This is a genomic window from Agrobacterium sp. CG160-95 (genome assembly GCF_053521725.1).
Window position 1 is genome coordinate 132,757 of the sequence record NZ_JBNWDU010000006.1, and the last position, 14,452, is coordinate 147,208.

The following is a 14,452-nucleotide window of genomic DNA, read 5'->3' on the forward strand; positions in this document are numbered from 1 at the left end:
TTTCCAATTCATACTTCAGCAGAATTACTTGCCGAGATTACGCTTCGCCAGGGTGCGCAGGCGCAGGGCATTGAGCTTGATGAAGCCAGCCGCGTCCTTCTGGTCATAAGCACCGTGGTCGTCCTCGAACGTCACCAGCGCGTCGGAATAGAGCGACTTCGCGCTCTCGCGGCCGGTCACCATGACATTGCCCTTGTAGAGCTTCAGCGTCACTTCACCTTCCACATGCTCCTGGCTCTTGTCGATCAGGGCCTGCAGCATCTCGCGCTCGGGCGAGAACCAGAAGCCGTAATAGATGAGTTCGGCGTAACGCGGCATCAGATCGTCCTTCAGATGCGCGGCACCCCGGTCGAGCGTGATGGATTCGATCGCACGATGCGCAGCCAGCAGGATGGTGCCGCCGGGCGTTTCGTAGACGCCACGCGACTTCATGCCGACGAAGCGGTTCTCGACCAGATCGAGACGGCCGATGCCGTTTTCGCGACCATAATTGTTGAGCGTCGCCAGAAGCGTGGCAGGCGACATTTCCACACCGTTGATGGAGCAGGCATCACCCTTGCGGAAACCGACCTTGATAACGGTTGCCTTGTCAGGCGCCGCTTCCGGGGAAATGGTGCGCATGTGCACATATTCCGGAGCTTCCTTAGCCGGGTCTTCCAGAACCTTACCCTCGGACGAGGAGTGCAGCAGGTTGGCGTCGACGGAGAACGGCGCTTCGCCCTTCTTGTCCTTGGCCACGGGAATCTGGTTCTTTTCGGCAAATTCCAGAAGGTCGGTCCGGCTCTTGAAAGTCCAGTCGCGCCATGGGGCGATGATCTTGATATCCGGGTTCAGCGCATAGGCCGAAAGCTCGAAACGGACCTGGTCGTTGCCCTTGCCGGTGGCGCCATGCGCAATGGCATCGGCACCGGTCTTCTTGGCGATCTCGATCAGGTGCTTGGAAATCAGCGGGCGGGCGATGGAGGTACCGAGCAGATAGACACCTTCATAAACGGCGTTGGCACGGAACATCGGAAAAACGAAATCACGCACGAACTCTTCGCGGACGTCCTCGACGAAGATTTCCTTGATGCCCAGCATTTCGGCCTTCTTGCGCGCCGGCTCAAGCTCTTCGCCCTGGCCGAGATCGGCGGTAAAGGTCACGACCTCAGCGCCGAGTTCCGTCTGAAGCCACTTCAGGATGATCGAGGTGTCGAGGCCGCCGGAATAGGCGAGAACGACTTTCTTAACGTCTTTCGGGAGTGCCATTATGATGTCCATCTGCATGATGACGGCATCGGGGTACCGCCATTTCCTTGGGATTTCGGCACTTTTACAGTGCAACCCGAAAACTGTGAAGCGATTTTCGGAAAAGATGCCCGACAAAACAACGAATAGGACGAAAGGGCAATAGGCATTTGCGAAAGGTCAGATCCCCGCAACAGCGCGTCATGACTGGAACGAACGAATTGTCACATGCATTATGCGATTTCGCGCTTTAACATGAAGCGGCGCGATCAACTTGAAGACCGTGAATGAAGCCACTCAGGGTTCAGGCAACGTTGCAAACGGCTGGAAACAGCACAAAACGACGCGAAAGGAAAACCTATGACGACCATCCACCCCGCATTCAAGGAAGATAATGTCGCCGTCATCACCGGCGCGGCCTCCGGTATCGGACTTGCCGCGGCCCGGAAATTTGCCGGTTTCGGCATGAGCGTCGTCCTCGTCGATCTTGACGGTGACAGGCTTGCCGCAGCGCATGCTGATATTCTGACCATCGCAAAGGACGGCGAAGCACAGATCGTCGCAATACCGACCGACGTGTCGAAACTCGATGAGCTGGAGGCGCTGGAACGCGCTGTCATCCAGCGTTTCGGGCGGGTTCATGTGTTGATGAACAATGCCGGCATCCAGCCGGGCAGCGCCATCTTCGGGGCTCAGGCCAACTGGGAAAAAGTCATCAACGTCAACCTGATGGGTGTCGTGAACGGCAGCCGGGTGTTTGGGCAGGGCATGGTCGCCCATGGCGAGGCCGCGCTCATCATCAATACCGGTTCGAAACAGGGCATCACCACCCCGCCGGGCGATCCGGCCTATAATGTCTCGAAGGCCGGCGTCAAAGCCTTCACGGAAGCGCTACAGCACGAGCTGCGCAATATTCCGAACAGCGCGGTTTCCGCCCATCTCCTGATCCCCGGTTTCGTCTTTACCGGCCTCACGGCAAATGGCAGGACGGAAAAACCAGCAGGAGCCTGGACCGGCGAGCAAACCGTTGATTTCATGATCGAGAGCATCGCCAGGGGCGATTTCTACATTCTCTGCCCGGATGGCGAAGTGGATCGCCCGACGGACGAGAAACGCATTCTGTGGGCAGCTCAAGACATCGTCCAAAATCGTCCGCCACTGTCGCGCTGGCACACCGAATATTCCGCCGCCTTCACCAGCTTCCTCAAAAACTGATCGCCCGACGCCGCCGCACTTTGAAAGTTGCGGCGGCTATCCACTTTTGATCATCTCCGGTTTTCGTACCAATGTCCCGGCGCGCAAAAACATTGGCAGAAACGCGAATTCGCGTTAAGCAACGGCAGTCTCCAGCTTTACGGGTGCCGCGATGGATTTCGTTCCGAGCCTGCCAACACTTGCCGCCTTCACCGTCGCCATCCTGCTTCTGGCGGTAACGCCCGGGCCTGACATGACGCTATGGATCAGCCGGTCAATACGCGAGGGCCGGGCAGCGGGTTTCATGACCCTTGTGGGCACCAATCTCGGTATTACCGTGCATACAATGCTGGTTGCCTTCGGCGTCGCGGCCCTCATCGTCGCATCGCCGACAGCCTTCCTCATCCTGAAGACCGGCGGGGCCGCCTATCTTGTCTGGCTCGCCATTCAGGCGATCCGCAAGGGCTCGGATTTCGTGATGGTCAAGACCACGGGCGAAAAACAGCAATCCTCACTGAAATCCGCCTTGCTGAACGGTATTTGGGTCAATCTGCTCAATCCAAAGGTCATCATCTTTTTCATGACCTTCCTGCCGCAATTCGTCAGCGCATCCGATCCGCATGTCACCGGCAAGCTTATTTTCCTTGGGCTCTGGTCAATCATCGTGGCGCTGCCGATCGGCATCGGCATCGTCGTTGCCGCCGATGTGCTGTCGGCCTGGCTCCAGCGCAACAAGAAGGTTCTGCGCGGGCTGGATTATACGATCGCCGGTGTATTTTCGCTTTTCGCCGTCAAGATTTTCCTCACCCAGACGCGATGACGCACAAATAGAAAAGGCGCCCGCAGGCGCCTTTCGGATAACTCATCAGCCAATCAATAGCTCATCGTCATCAAGCGTCTGGCCGCGTATCTTGCGGAACATGTCGATAAGATCTTCGACCTGAAGACCCTTGCGGCTTTCGCCGGACACATCGAGCACGATCTCACCGGCGTGCAGCATGATCGTGCGGTCGCCATAGTCCAGCGCCTGACGCATGGAATGGGTAACCATCAGCGTCGTCAGCTTGCGCTCGGAAACCACCTTGCGGGTCAGCTCCATCACGAACTCCGCCATGCCGGGATCGAGTGCTGCCGTATGTTCGTCAAGCAGCAACACGTCCGAACCGGAAAGCGTTGCCATGACAAGCGAGACCGCCTGCCTTTGCCCGCCGGACAACAGGTCCATGCGGTCCTTCAAACGATTTTCCAGACCGAGATTGAGCGAAGCGATACGCTCCCGGAAGAAATCCCGCCTGCCGCGCCCAAGCGCCGGCAACAAGCCGCGACGCTCTCCGCGAGACGCCGCGAGCGCAAGGTTCTCCTCAATTGTGAGCGCGCCACAGCTGCCAGCCAGTGGGTCCTGAAACACGCGCGCCACCCGCCCAGCCCGGCTGGCGGTCGTTTTGCGTGTGACATCGGCGCCACCAACCATCACCTTTCCGGCCGTAGGCAGGACATCGCCCGCGAGAACGCCGAGAAGCGTGGATTTGCCGGCACCGTTGGAGCCGATCACGGTAACGAAGGAACCATCCTCGATGGTAAGATCGATCTTGGCCAGGGCCTGCTTTTGCAGCGGTGTGCCACGCCCGAAGATGACCTGAATGTCGGAAAGGGAAATCACGATGTTGCTCCCCCGCGGCGTAGTCGAGGCAGGATCAATGCAATGGCTACCAATACCGCCGTAACGAAATTGAGATCGGAGGCCTTGAGACCCAGCACATCGCTCGACAAAGCGAGCTGGATGGCAAGGCGGTAGGCGATGGAGCCGAAAACACACCCGATGAGCGCAATCAGAATGCCCCGCGAGCCAAACAGCGTTTCGCCGATGATGACGGCCGCAAGCCCGACGACGATGGTGCCGACACCGGCAGTCACATCGGCAAAGCCATTGGTCTGCGCAAAAAGCGCGCCGCCGAGCGCGACCAGTGCATTCGAAAGCGCCATGCCAAGATAGATCTGGTTGCCGGTCTTCACCCCTTGGGCGCGCGCCATCCGCGCATTCGCGCCCGTCGCCCGCATGGCAAGGCCCGCGTCGCTCTCAAGGAAACGCCAGACGAGAATGACAGCGAGCAATACCAGAACGCCGATAAAGAGTGGCCGCACGAGATATTCGGAGAGACCGAGACCGTAGAACGGCGAGATCATCGTATCCTGATTGAGCAGCGCCACATTCGGTTTTCCCATCACCCGAAGGTTCACCGAAAACAGCGCGATCATCGTCAGGATTGACGCAAGCAGGTTGAGTATCTTGAACCGAACGTTGAGCGTGGCCGTAACGATGCCAGCACCGGCGCCCGCAACCATCGCAATCGCCGTCGCGACCCAGGCATTGAGACCGGCGATGATCATCACGGCCGCAACGGCTGCGCCGAGCGGAAAGGAACCGTCAACGGTCAGATCAGGAAAATCAAGTACCCGGAAAGCGAGATAGACGCCGATCGCCACGAAGGCGAAGACCAGTCCCAGTTCCACGGCACCCCAGAAAGCGATTTGGCTCACGGTAATGTCCTTGTTATTGCCGCCGCGTCGGCGGATACGGGCACCATTGCGTGCCGCGCAAAACGGGCGGCGAGTGACCGCCGCCCGAAGTCCGGTTTAGTCGATGACCTTGGTGGCGCGCTTCGTCACGCTTTCGGGGAAGGTGACGCCAGCTTTTTCAGCAGCCTTCTTGTTGATCACCAGATCGGTGCCGACGGCAACGGTTGCCGGAATGTCGCCGGGCTTCTCACCCTTGAGAATGCGAACAACGACAGCGCCGGTCTGCTTGCCAACGTCGAAATAATTGAAGCCGAGAGCCGCAACCGCACCGCGCGCAACGGAATCCGTATCGGCGGCATAAAGCGGAATTTTCGCCTCACTCGCAACGCCAGCTGCCGCCTCGAAAGCGGAAACGATGGTATTGTCGGTCGGCACGTAGATCACGTCGGCCTTGCCGACCAGTGCGCGCGTCGCGCCCTGCACTTCGGCGGATTTTGTGGCGACAGATTCAACGACCTTCAGGCCGGCCTTTTCGGCCTCAGCCTTCAGCGCTGCAAGCGTCGAGACGGAGTTGGCCTCGGCGGAGTTGTAGATAAAGCCGATGGACTTGGCGTTGGGCGAAATTTCCTTGATCAGCGCCAGGTGCTCAGCAACCGGCAGCATGTCGGAAAGTCCGGTCACGTTGCGGCCGGGCTTTTGCATGTCCTTAACGAGCTGTGCGCCAACCGGATCGGAAACAGCCGTGAAGACAACCGGAATGTCGCGCGTCGCTGCAACGACAGCCTGGGCGGACGGTGTGGAGATCGGCACGATGACATTGGGGGCTTCGCCCACGAACTGACGCGCAATCTGCGCTGCGGTGCCTGGATTGCCCTGCGCGGACTCGTAGAGGAACTTGAGGTTCTCGCCTTCCTTGTAACCGGCTTCGGCAAGCGCTGCCTTGACGCCGTCACGTGCGGCGTCAAGCGCCGGATGTTCGACAATGGCGGTGACGGCAACGGTGACGTTTTCAGCCTTGGCTGGCACAACGAGGGCGCTCGCGGCTGCGAGCGCCAGAATGAATGCACGCATAGGTATCCTCCAGTTGGTTTCTTATTGCCGTCTTATTAGAAACAAGACCGCCCGAAATCAATCAAAGAACCGTAACGAACCAAGCTTTCTGCCGCGATTGGCGTCGATTCAGTCGTCCGCACCGTGGTTGGCAATCATCATCGCTTCGAAAGCCAGCCTTTCGGTTTTGCGCATGCGCTCGGATTCCGATTTCAGCTGGCCGCAGGCAGCGAGAATATCGCGGCCGCGCGGCGTACGGATCGGCGAAGCGTAACCCGCCTGATTGATGAAATCCGCGAACTTCTCGATCTGCGCCCATTCTGAGCACTGGTAATTCGTGCCTGGCCACGGATTGAAAGGAATGAGATTGATCTTGGCTGGAACGCCCCTCAGAAGCTGCACCAGCATCTTGGCGTCTTCCAGACTGTCGTTCACATCCTTCAGCATCACATATTCGAAAGTAATGCGGCGGGCGTTGGAGACACCCGGATAATTGCGGCAAGCCTCGATCAGCTCCTTCAGCGGGTACTTCTTGTTGATCGGCACCAGCATGTCGCGCAGATCGTCGCGCACCGCATGCAGTGAAATCGCCAGCATGACGCCGATCTCATCGCCCGTGCGGAAGATTTCCGGCACGACACCCGAGGTGGACAGGGTCACGCGACGCTTGGAGAGCGACAGGCCGTCACCATCGGTGGCGATCAGAAGTGCAGTCTTCACATGTTCGAAATTGTAGAGCGGTTCGCCCATGCCCATCATCACGATGTTGGAGACCTTGCGGCCTTCACTCGGCACGTAGGCGCCGACCGGCGTCGAACCGTCAGGAAAATCACCGAGCCGGTCGCGGGCGAGCAGAAGCTGGGAGAGAATTTCCTCGGCCGTCAGGTTACGCACCAGACGCTGCGTGCCCGTGTGACAGAAGGAACACGTCAGCGAACAGCCCACCTGGCTCGAAATGCAAAGCGTGCCGCGTCCTTCTTCGGGAATATAGACCGTCTCGATCTCGACAGGACGTCCCGCACCGCGCGGCGGAAAACGCATCAGCCATTTGCGGGTGCCGTCGTTGGAAATCTGCTCCTCGACGATTTCCGGGCGGGCAATGGTGAAGGCTGCTTTCAGCTTTTCCCTGAGTTCCTTGGCAACATTGGTCATGTTGTCGAAATCCGAGACGCCGCGCACATACAGCCAGTTCCACAACTGGCTGACACGCATCTTCACCTGCTTCTGCGGCACGCCGATCTCGGCCAGTGCCTCGCCCATTTCCTCACGCGTCATGCCGATCAGCGACGGCTTGCCGGACATGAGATCGCTATTGGCGATCAGGGGAGTTTTGACTGCCAGACCGGCAGGGGCATGCAATACGGACATCACGCTATCCCATCATCCAATGCATCGCACGACCGGCCTTTAGGAAAGGCGGAAAATCGTCTGCATGTCGAGAAAATCAAAGGCGGAGCACTTTTCGCGCATCCGCCTGTCAATGTTGCCGCGCCTTTAGCATCAAACAAGCAAAAACGCAAATGGCCGGTCGATGACCGGCCAATCACAAAGTTGACGAAGCGTCAGGATTACTTGCAGCTTTCGATCTGCTTAAAAGCAGCCGAAATGCCCGAAAGCGAATAGGAATAGGAAGTCGCGGTGCCGCGGCCGGAGACCGCCTTCACCGTCATCGACTTGCCGCCCTTCATCGCGGCAACGAGAGCGGGTTCTTCGGCAGCATTTTCAACCCAGGCAGCCTTGTCCTTGGTAAACATCACGAAGTTCTTGTTGTCGATCGTGACATTGACCTTGGAGCCCTGCTTCAGCGGGTAACCCACCATGGCCTGCGGCTCGTAGGAAATATTCTGGCCCGGACGCTGCGACACGATGAAGAAGATATCGCCGTGATCGACGCTCGCCGGTTCCTTGGAAGTGGGGATGGAAAGAACGTAGCAGACGGTGCTGTTGCCCGATTTGTACGAATAGGCGCCCCATGCATTGAACTGCTGGATGCGCGTGGGCGACTGTGCAGATGCTACGCCGACGCTGGTCAGCAAAATGGCCACTGCGGTTGCTACACTTCTTACAAACATAGAATTTCCTGCCGGGTTATTGTCTTCCATTGGCCCGAAGCAGCGGCGGGCTCCATGTTTATGGATCGGCCACGTTCAGGTGCGGATCGTCTTTTCTCATTGTGGTCAGGAAGCGGTTACCAAACCGTCAACAACACGTATAAAATGCCGAAAACGTCTTGAAGTGTTACAGATCGGCTACGCCCGCACCCTGAGAAGAAAGGCGTGGCACGCCCTCCCCGTCATGTCTATGACACACAAATTCAGGCAACAATTTGTCACCTGCCCGGCTCCGAAGAGCCTCGTCATCACAGACGTGTTATTCGGCCTCCTGCTGCCGTTTCAGCATGGCATCCGCTGCATCGTAATGCTCCATCTTGATGTGGGCGCGGATCATCGCAAGCGCGGCCGTAATGACCGCGATGTCGTCGGTAAAACCAACGACCGCCAGCATGTCCGGTATGGCATCAAACGGCATGATGAAGTAGGCGAGCGCGGCCAGAATAATGCCCTTGGCACGCAGCGGCGTATCCCGGTCGATCGCGCAATAATAGGCTGCTGCCGCATCGCGCGCGAAGGGCACCTTGGTCATCACACGCTTAAGCTTCGGCCAGAATTTGGCGCGCACGACGCGTTCGCGTTCGCCCTGGCTGCCCGTTTCCCCGGGCAAAAGAATTTCACCGATTTTCACATCATCCATGATCGACGGTCCTCCGGTCACGGTTATTATATGGGAGTTAAAGCCCGCCGTTCAATTCCCACGGCCCGTTGCCGCCTTCTGCATGGCCTCCGCGAGCAGGAAATCCCGCTCGGTCACGCCTTGCGAATCGTGGGTGGTGAGGCAGACCCTGACGCGCGAATAGACGTTGGACCATTCTGGATGATGATTGAGCTTTTCTGCCACGAGTGCGGACTCCGCCATGAAACCAAAAGCCTCCGCAAAACTCGCAAATTTGAACGACCGGACGATTGCAGCCCCGTCCTCGCGCAAGGACCAGCCTTCGAGTTTTAAAAGCGCCTGCCGGACGGCTTCCGGTTCAAGTCTGGGATATTTCATGCATCTTGCCTCCGCTTGACATGCGATCCGCTGTTTCGGACAAACATTAACGCCTCAACGACCGGATCGACGCATATTCAATGAAACATACAGCCGTTCTTTTTGTCTGCATGGGCAATATCTGCCGCTCACCGCTTGCCGAAGGCATTTTGACAAACCTTGCCGAAACCGGAGGCCTGTCTCGCCAACTCACTGTCGATTCCGCCGGCACCGGCGGTTGGCACACCGGTACCGCCCCGGATCGCAGATCCATCGCAATCGCCCGCAAGCATGGCATCGATATTTCCCTGCAGCGTGCGCGGCAGGTCAGCCAGGCCGATTTCGAAACCTTCGATCTCATCCTTGCCATGGACGGAGGAAATCTCGCGAAACTGCTCCGAAAGGCGCCCGAAAACCGGAAGCACAAAATCCACCTGTTCCTGGACTACGCTTCGGGACGCCACGAAAACGTCCCCGATCCCTACTTCGGTGGCGACGACGGATTTCTGGCCGTCTACAACATGCTTTTTGCAGGATGCAGCTCGTTGCTCGAGAAGATGGCGCTGGACCGCGCTTCGTGAAGCGGGAACACCTCTTCCACGATGTAGGGTCCGCCACCCACCGATTCCTTGGACGACATCAGCACGAAACGACCGACCGTGAAGGCGGATGTGCGGAAATTGCCGCGCCCGGAAAGATACTGCACCACATCGTCCAGCCGTGAAGAGCGCAACCGGGCCAGCGTCACATGCGGCATGAACTTGCGCGGATCCGGCGGCAGGCCGATCCTCTGACAGATTCTTTCGACCTCCGCCTGAAGCGCATTCATTTCCGGCGAGGGGGAAACCCCCGCCCAGATCGAATGCGGTTTCTTGGAGCCGAAGGAACCCATCCCGTTGAGACTGAGCTGGAATTCCGGCCTGTCGATCCGGTCCAGCCTGTCAACGACCTCATCGGCGGTTCTCCCGTCGATATCGCCGATAAAACGCAGGGTTATGTGATAATTCTCCACATCGATCCACCGGGCTCCCGGCAGACCACCGCGCAACAATGACAGGCTCATAGCCGCATTGCGCGGAATTTCGAGGGCGATAAACAGTCTCGGCATGGCGAGCTCCCCGAATCTCTTGGCAGAACAAGCATAGCGAATCATGCAATGCAGGCGGGCGCAAGTGCTTATTTTTTTTGCGCACCGATTGTCTTGATGAAGCTTTCAACAGCCGGCAAAGATTTCTCCACCATCATCGCCACACCCTGCGTATTGGGATGCATCTTGTCCTCCAGCTTCAACTTATCATCCGTCACCACGCCATCCAGAAAAAACGGATAAAGCGGCAGGTTGTATTTTTCTGCAAGCTTCGGATAGATCGGGTTGAAGCGCTTGGCGTAATCGTCACCCATGTTCGGCGGAGCCATAATGCCGACTAGCAGCACCGCTATGTTGCGTTTCTGAAAGCCGGAAATGATGGCGTCGAGGTTCTTTTCCGTCTGTTCCGGCGCAATACCGCGCAACGCATCATTGGCGCCGAGTTCCAGAATGACCCCGTCCGTGCCATCGGGAACCGACCACTCCGCCCGAGCCAGACCGCCTGAGGACGTATCGCCGGACACACCGGCATTGGTGACGGTAACATTGATGCCCTTGGCCTTTAATGCAGCTTCAAGCTGTGCCGTATAGCCATCGGTGGGGGGTAACTGGTAACCCGCCATGAGACTGTCGCCCAGGCCAACCAGTTGCAATGTCCGCTCCTGCGCCATGGCCGCCGAGGCGGAAAAGGCGGCGGCGAAAATGACGATGAAGTGAAACAGGGCAGCTTTAAATCTCATCACGGCTTTCCTAACTTGGTTTGCATTGTCTGAAATACCGTGCGCATCGACACCGCCAGACTGTTTTCATCATATATAGGAACGAGAATTGTGACGAAAAGCATCATAGAGCTTAAGAAGGCCGACCTCACGCTCGGCAACGCCGCCGCCTCCGTTCACGTTCTCAAGAGCATCGATCTTGCCATTGGCGAAAGCGAGGCGGTGGGCATCGTCGGCCCTTCCGGTTCGGGAAAATCGACACTTCTCATGGTGCTTGCCGGTCTCGAAAGGCTGGATAGCGGCGAGATCGTCATAGCGGGCACGGAATTGCATAAGCTCGGCGAGGATGCTCTCGCGGATTTCCGCGGCAAGAATATCGGCATCGTTTTCCAGTCTTTCCACCTCATCGCCAATATGACGGCGCTGGAAAACGTAGCCGTTCCGCTGGAACTGGCCAACGTGCCGAACCCCTTCGAGATCGCCAAACGGGAACTCGTTGCTGTCGGTCTCGGCGAACGCCTCAACCATTATCCCGGCCAGCTCTCCGGTGGCGAACAGCAGCGTGTTGCGATCGCCCGCGCGCTTGCACCCTCCCCCGCCGTGTTGATTGCAGACGAACCGACCGGTAATCTGGATGCGGATACGGGCCAGCAGATCGCCGATCTTCTTTTCTCAAAACAGGCCGAACGCGGCATGACGATGATCCTTGTCACCCATGATCCGTCACTGGCCGCTCGTTGTTCAAGACAGATCAAAGTGCGCTCCGGCGAGATAGAGGGTGACAGCGCCGCTGCCCATATGGCCAGGGCGGTATCGGCATGATCGGCTCCATTCTCCCGTCTGTTGCCAACATCAAAAACGCATTGAGGCTCGCGCGGCGCGAAATTCGCGGCGGCCTTCGTGGCTTCTATATTTTCCTCGCCTGCATCGCGCTCGGAACCGGCGCAATTGCCGCTGTCAACTCCGTGTCACGTGCCGTCACCAGCGCGATTGCGACGGAAGGCCAATCGATACTGGCTGGCGATGTGCGCTTCGAGCTGCGCAACAGGGAGGCAACCGCAGAGGAACGGGCCTACCTCGATGGCCTCGGCAAAATTGCGGTTTCCACCGGGCTGCGCTCCATGGCGCGCCTTGCCGATGGTTCCGAACAGACGCTGACGGAAGTGAAGGCCGTAGACGGCGCCTATCCGCTTTACGGCGCCTTCGTAGCAGACCCAAACCGGCCTCTGAGCGAGCTTCTGGCTGCGAACGGCGATACCTATGGCGCCGTTGCCGCGCCGCTTCTCCTGGAGCGGCTGGGCATCAAGGTCGGCGACGACATCCTTCTCGGTAATGTGAAGCTGAAACTGACCGGCACGGTTGTCGACGAGCCGGATGCCCTGTCCGACGGCTTCGGTTTTGCCCCAAGGCTGATGGTCAGCCGCGATGCGCTTTTCGCCTCAGGCCTCGTTCAGAACGGAAGTCTGGTCGAACACGCCTACAAGATCATGCTGAACGATCCTGCAGCGCGGGCAACGATGACCGATGCGGCCAACAAGACGTTTCCCGATGCCGGCTGGTCCATCCGCACGAGTGACCGGGCAGCGCCATCGCTTACCGAAAACGTCAACCGCTTCTCGCAATTCCTGACGCTGGTGGGCCTGACTGCCCTCATCGTTGGCGGCGTCGGCGTTGCGAACGCCGTTCGCGCGTTCCTCGATTCCAAGCGCACCACGATCGCCTCGCTGAAATGCCTCGGCGCGCCGGCTTCCGTGGTCACCATGACCTATCTCTTCCAGATCGTGTTCATTGCCGCCGTTGGCATCATCATAGGCCTCGCTGTGGGCGCCATCGCCCCGCTGATCGCCATGCGGTTTCTGGAGGGTGTGCTTCCGGTACCGAAAGAGCTTGCCTTCTATCCGGCAGCACTTGGTCTTGCCGCCCTGTTCGGCATCTTGACGACACTTGCCTTCACCATCGTGCCACTCGGCCAGGCGCGCGAAGTTCCCGCGACCGCCCTTTTTCGAGAGCAGGGGTTCGAGGAGGGCAGCTGGCCGTCCTGGCCTTATCTCGCCGTGACGGGCTTGTTGTTGGCTGCGCTGGCCGTACTTGCCATTTTTTCGGCAGAAGAACGTTTCATCGCCTTGGTTTTCCTTGCCGCCATCGCCTTCGCGTTTGTGGTGCTGCGACTGGTGGCGTCAGGCGTCAAGGCCATCGCCAAACGCAGCCCGCGCGTTCATTCCGCCGCCCTTCGCCTGGCGATCGGCAATATTCACCGGCCGGGTGCGCTCACCCCCTCCGTCGTTCTCTCCCTCGGCCTCGGGCTGACGTTGCTGGTGACCCTGACGCTTATCGACGGCAATCTGCGCCGCGAACTGACCGACAGCCTGCCGGAACGAGCGCCGAATTTCTTCTTCGTGGATATTCAGGGCACCGAGTTGCAGGGCTTCCGCGATCTTCTCAGGCAAGAAGCGCCTCAGGGCACGCTGACCGAGGTGCCGATGCTGCGCGGCCGCATTCTGGCTCTTAATGGCGAGGACGTGACGAAGATAGATGTGCCGCCATCCGGCCGCTGGCTGCTGCGCGGTGATCGGGGCATAACCTATTCGCAGGATGCTCCCGAAAACGCCAAGCTGACCGAAGGAACATGGTGGGGACCGGATTATAGCGGCGAGCCGCTGGTCTCTTTTGCGGCGAAAGAGGCGCAGGAACTGGGCCTCAAGATCGGCGACACCGTTACCGTCAACGTGCTCGGCCGCAGCATCACGGCAAAGATCGCCAATCTGCGCAATGTCGAATGGGAATCGCTGTCGATCAATTTCGTCATGGTGTTTTCACCCAATACCTTCCGTGGCGCACCACATGCCTGGCTTGCCACACTTGCCGACCCCTCCGCATCCGCAAGCGAGGAGGGCCAGATATTGCGCGCCGTTACCAATGCCTACCCGACGATAACAAGCGTACGCGTGAAGGAAGCGCTCGATGTGGTCAACCGGCTGGTCGGCCAGCTTGCCACCGCAATTCGTGCCGCAGCGGCCGTTGCGCTCATAGCCTCCGTCCTCGTCCTCGCTGGCGCTCTTGCCGCCGGAAACCGTGCCCGCACCCATGATGCGGTCATCCTGAAAACACTGGGCGGTACACGCAGCCTGCTGATCCGCGCCTTCTCTTATGAATATATGATGCTCGGTCTCGCCACCGCCGTTTTTGCGCTTTTCGCCGGCGGCGTCTCCGCCTGGTTCGTCATTTCCCACATCATGAAGCTGCCCTCCAGTTTCCTGCCGGATGTGGCGATCGGCACGGTCGTCGTCGCCCTCGTCATGACGGTAGGCATCGGCCTCATGGGCACATGGCGAATTCTCGGGCAGAAGGCCGCTCCGGTTTTGCGGCAGGCGGGTGAATAATCTTCGGTTGTGCGCTGCTTAACTTTAACGATTAATTCTTTGTAATGATCGCTGAAACGTGAGCGCTTTTCGCGCATATGGTGTCTTTTCGACTGCAAAAGGCCTTGTATCGGACACGTTCTGCCATCATATTCTTGGGCAGGCTTGCTGAAGCTCCGCAGCGGCGCCCGGGAGGTATCCCGACACCGTAG

15 protein-coding genes are annotated in these 14,452 nt (G+C 58.6%); 5 read left to right on the plus strand and 10 right to left on the minus strand.

Annotation, left to right across the window (positions count from 1 at the left end; genetic code table 11):
* Window positions 1-24: 24 nt before the first annotated feature.
* Window positions 25-1,248, minus strand: a complete 1,224-nt coding sequence (locus ACQZ63_RS20305; protein WP_111782626.1) for an argininosuccinate synthase — start codon at window positions 1,246-1,248, stop codon at window positions 25-27.
* A gap of 339 nt (window positions 1,249-1,587) precedes the next feature.
* Between ACQZ63_RS20305 and ACQZ63_RS20310 the strand changes: the two genes are divergently transcribed.
* Together ACQZ63_RS20310 and ACQZ63_RS20315 are read left to right on the plus strand one after the other, a co-directional pair.
* Window positions 1,588-2,442, plus strand: coding sequence for an SDR family NAD(P)-dependent oxidoreductase (locus ACQZ63_RS20310; protein ID WP_003516675.1), 855 nt, complete (start codon window positions 1,588-1,590; stop codon window positions 2,440-2,442).
* Between the two features lie 151 nt (window positions 2,443-2,593).
* The gene (locus ACQZ63_RS20315; RefSeq protein WP_003516674.1) at window positions 2,594-3,241 is read left to right on the plus strand and encodes a LysE family translocator; all 648 of its coding nucleotides are present in this window, start codon (window positions 2,594-2,596) and stop codon (window positions 3,239-3,241) included.
* 45 nt (window positions 3,242-3,286) lie between these two features.
* Here the strand turns inward: ACQZ63_RS20315 and ACQZ63_RS20320 are convergent, their stop codons facing one another.
* From ACQZ63_RS20320 to ACQZ63_RS20350, 7 genes are all read right to left on the minus strand, one after another.
* Complete coding sequence (locus tag ACQZ63_RS20320; protein WP_019566037.1) at window positions 3,287-4,081, minus strand: ABC transporter ATP-binding protein; 795 nt, start codon at window positions 4,079-4,081, stop codon at window positions 3,287-3,289.
* Window positions 4,078-4,959 (minus strand): ABC transporter permease, encoded by an 882-nt coding sequence (locus tag ACQZ63_RS20325; protein ID WP_003516669.1) that lies wholly within the window; start codon window positions 4,957-4,959, stop codon window positions 4,078-4,080. Before ACQZ63_RS20325 ends, ACQZ63_RS20320 begins: the two co-directional genes overlap by 4 nt.
* A 96-nt stretch (window positions 4,960-5,055) precedes the next feature.
* On the minus strand, window positions 5,056-6,009 hold the full coding sequence (locus tag ACQZ63_RS20330) for an ABC transporter substrate-binding protein (RefSeq protein WP_112496290.1): 954 nt from the start codon (window positions 6,007-6,009) through the stop codon (window positions 5,056-5,058).
* Between the two features lie 108 nt (window positions 6,010-6,117).
* Entirely contained in the window at window positions 6,118-7,290 is a 1,173-nt protein-coding gene (rlmN, locus tag ACQZ63_RS20335; RefSeq protein WP_075807724.1) for a 23S rRNA (adenine(2503)-C(2))-methyltransferase RlmN, read from the minus strand.
* 266 nt (window positions 7,291-7,556) lie between these two features.
* Entirely contained in the window at window positions 7,557-8,060 is a 504-nt protein-coding gene (locus ACQZ63_RS20340) for an invasion associated locus B family protein (RefSeq protein WP_003516662.1), read from the minus strand.
* 298 nt (window positions 8,061-8,358) lie between these two features.
* Complete coding sequence (locus ACQZ63_RS20345) at window positions 8,359-8,739, minus strand: YkvA family protein (protein ID WP_003516660.1); 381 nt, start codon at window positions 8,737-8,739, stop codon at window positions 8,359-8,361.
* 51 nt (window positions 8,740-8,790) lie between these two features.
* Complete coding sequence (locus ACQZ63_RS20350; RefSeq protein ID WP_025594571.1) at window positions 8,791-9,096, minus strand: 4a-hydroxytetrahydrobiopterin dehydratase; 306 nt, start codon at window positions 9,094-9,096, stop codon at window positions 8,791-8,793.
* An 80-nt stretch (window positions 9,097-9,176) separates the two neighbouring features.
* On the opposite strand from ACQZ63_RS20350, the gene ACQZ63_RS20355 reads away from it, so the two are divergent.
* Window positions 9,177-9,656, plus strand: coding sequence for a low molecular weight protein-tyrosine-phosphatase (locus tag ACQZ63_RS20355; protein WP_035198797.1), 480 nt, complete (start codon window positions 9,177-9,179; stop codon window positions 9,654-9,656).
* On the opposite strand, the gene thpR is transcribed toward ACQZ63_RS20355, so the two are convergent.
* Window positions 9,590-10,183, minus strand: coding sequence for an RNA 2',3'-cyclic phosphodiesterase (gene thpR, locus ACQZ63_RS20360; protein WP_003516655.1), 594 nt, complete (start codon window positions 10,181-10,183; stop codon window positions 9,590-9,592). The genes ACQZ63_RS20355 and thpR overlap by 67 nt on opposite strands.
* 68 nt (window positions 10,184-10,251) lie before the next feature.
* On the minus strand, window positions 10,252-10,902 hold the full coding sequence (locus ACQZ63_RS20365; protein WP_003516653.1) for an arylesterase: 651 nt from the start codon (window positions 10,900-10,902) through the stop codon (window positions 10,252-10,254).
* Window positions 10,903-10,992: 90 nt separating this feature from the next.
* On the opposite strand from ACQZ63_RS20365, the gene ACQZ63_RS20370 reads away from it, so the two are divergent.
* Window positions 10,993-11,703 (plus strand): ABC transporter ATP-binding protein, encoded by a 711-nt coding sequence (locus ACQZ63_RS20370; RefSeq protein ID WP_038492408.1) that lies wholly within the window; start codon window positions 10,993-10,995, stop codon window positions 11,701-11,703.
* Complete coding sequence (locus tag ACQZ63_RS20375) at window positions 11,700-14,261, plus strand: ABC transporter permease (RefSeq protein WP_448799392.1); 2,562 nt, start codon at window positions 11,700-11,702, stop codon at window positions 14,259-14,261. Before ACQZ63_RS20370 ends, ACQZ63_RS20375 begins: the two co-directional genes overlap by 4 nt.
* Window positions 14,262-14,452 lie beyond the last annotated feature (191 nt).

Coding starts and splice junctions, on each gene's coding strand:
- ACQZ63_RS20305 (WP_111782626.1), bottom strand. CDS start 1,248: ATGGCACTCCCGAAAGACGTTAAGAAAGTCGTTCTCGCCTATTCCGGC.
- ACQZ63_RS20310 (WP_003516675.1), top strand. CDS start 1,588: ATGACGACCATCCACCCCGCATTCAAGGAAGATAATGTCGCCGTCATC.
- ACQZ63_RS20315 (WP_003516674.1), top strand. CDS start 2,594: ATGGATTTCGTTCCGAGCCTGCCAACACTTGCCGCCTTCACCGTCGCC.
- ACQZ63_RS20330 (WP_112496290.1), bottom strand. CDS start 6,009: ATGCGTGCATTCATTCTGGCGCTCGCAGCCGCGAGCGCCCTCGTTGTG.
- rlmN (WP_075807724.1), bottom strand. CDS start 7,290: ATGTCCGGCAAGCCGTCGCTGATCGGCATGACGCGTGAGGAAATGGGC.
- ACQZ63_RS20340 (WP_003516662.1), bottom strand. CDS start 8,060: ATGTTTGTAAGAAGTGTAGCAACCGCAGTGGCCATTTTGCTGACCAGC.
- ACQZ63_RS20345 (WP_003516660.1), bottom strand. CDS start 8,739: ATGGATGATGTGAAAATCGGTGAAATTCTTTTGCCCGGGGAAACGGGC.
- ACQZ63_RS20350 (WP_025594571.1), bottom strand. CDS start 9,096: ATGAAATATCCCAGACTTGAACCGGAAGCCGTCCGGCAGGCGCTTTTA.
- ACQZ63_RS20355 (WP_035198797.1), top strand. CDS start 9,177: ATGAAACATACAGCCGTTCTTTTTGTCTGCATGGGCAATATCTGCCGC.
- thpR (WP_003516655.1), bottom strand. CDS start 10,183: ATGCCGAGACTGTTTATCGCCCTCGAAATTCCGCGCAATGCGGCTATG.
- ACQZ63_RS20365 (WP_003516653.1), bottom strand. CDS start 10,902: ATGAGATTTAAAGCTGCCCTGTTTCACTTCATCGTCATTTTCGCCGCC.
- ACQZ63_RS20375 (WP_448799392.1), top strand. CDS start 11,700: ATGATCGGCTCCATTCTCCCGTCTGTTGCCAACATCAAAAACGCATTG.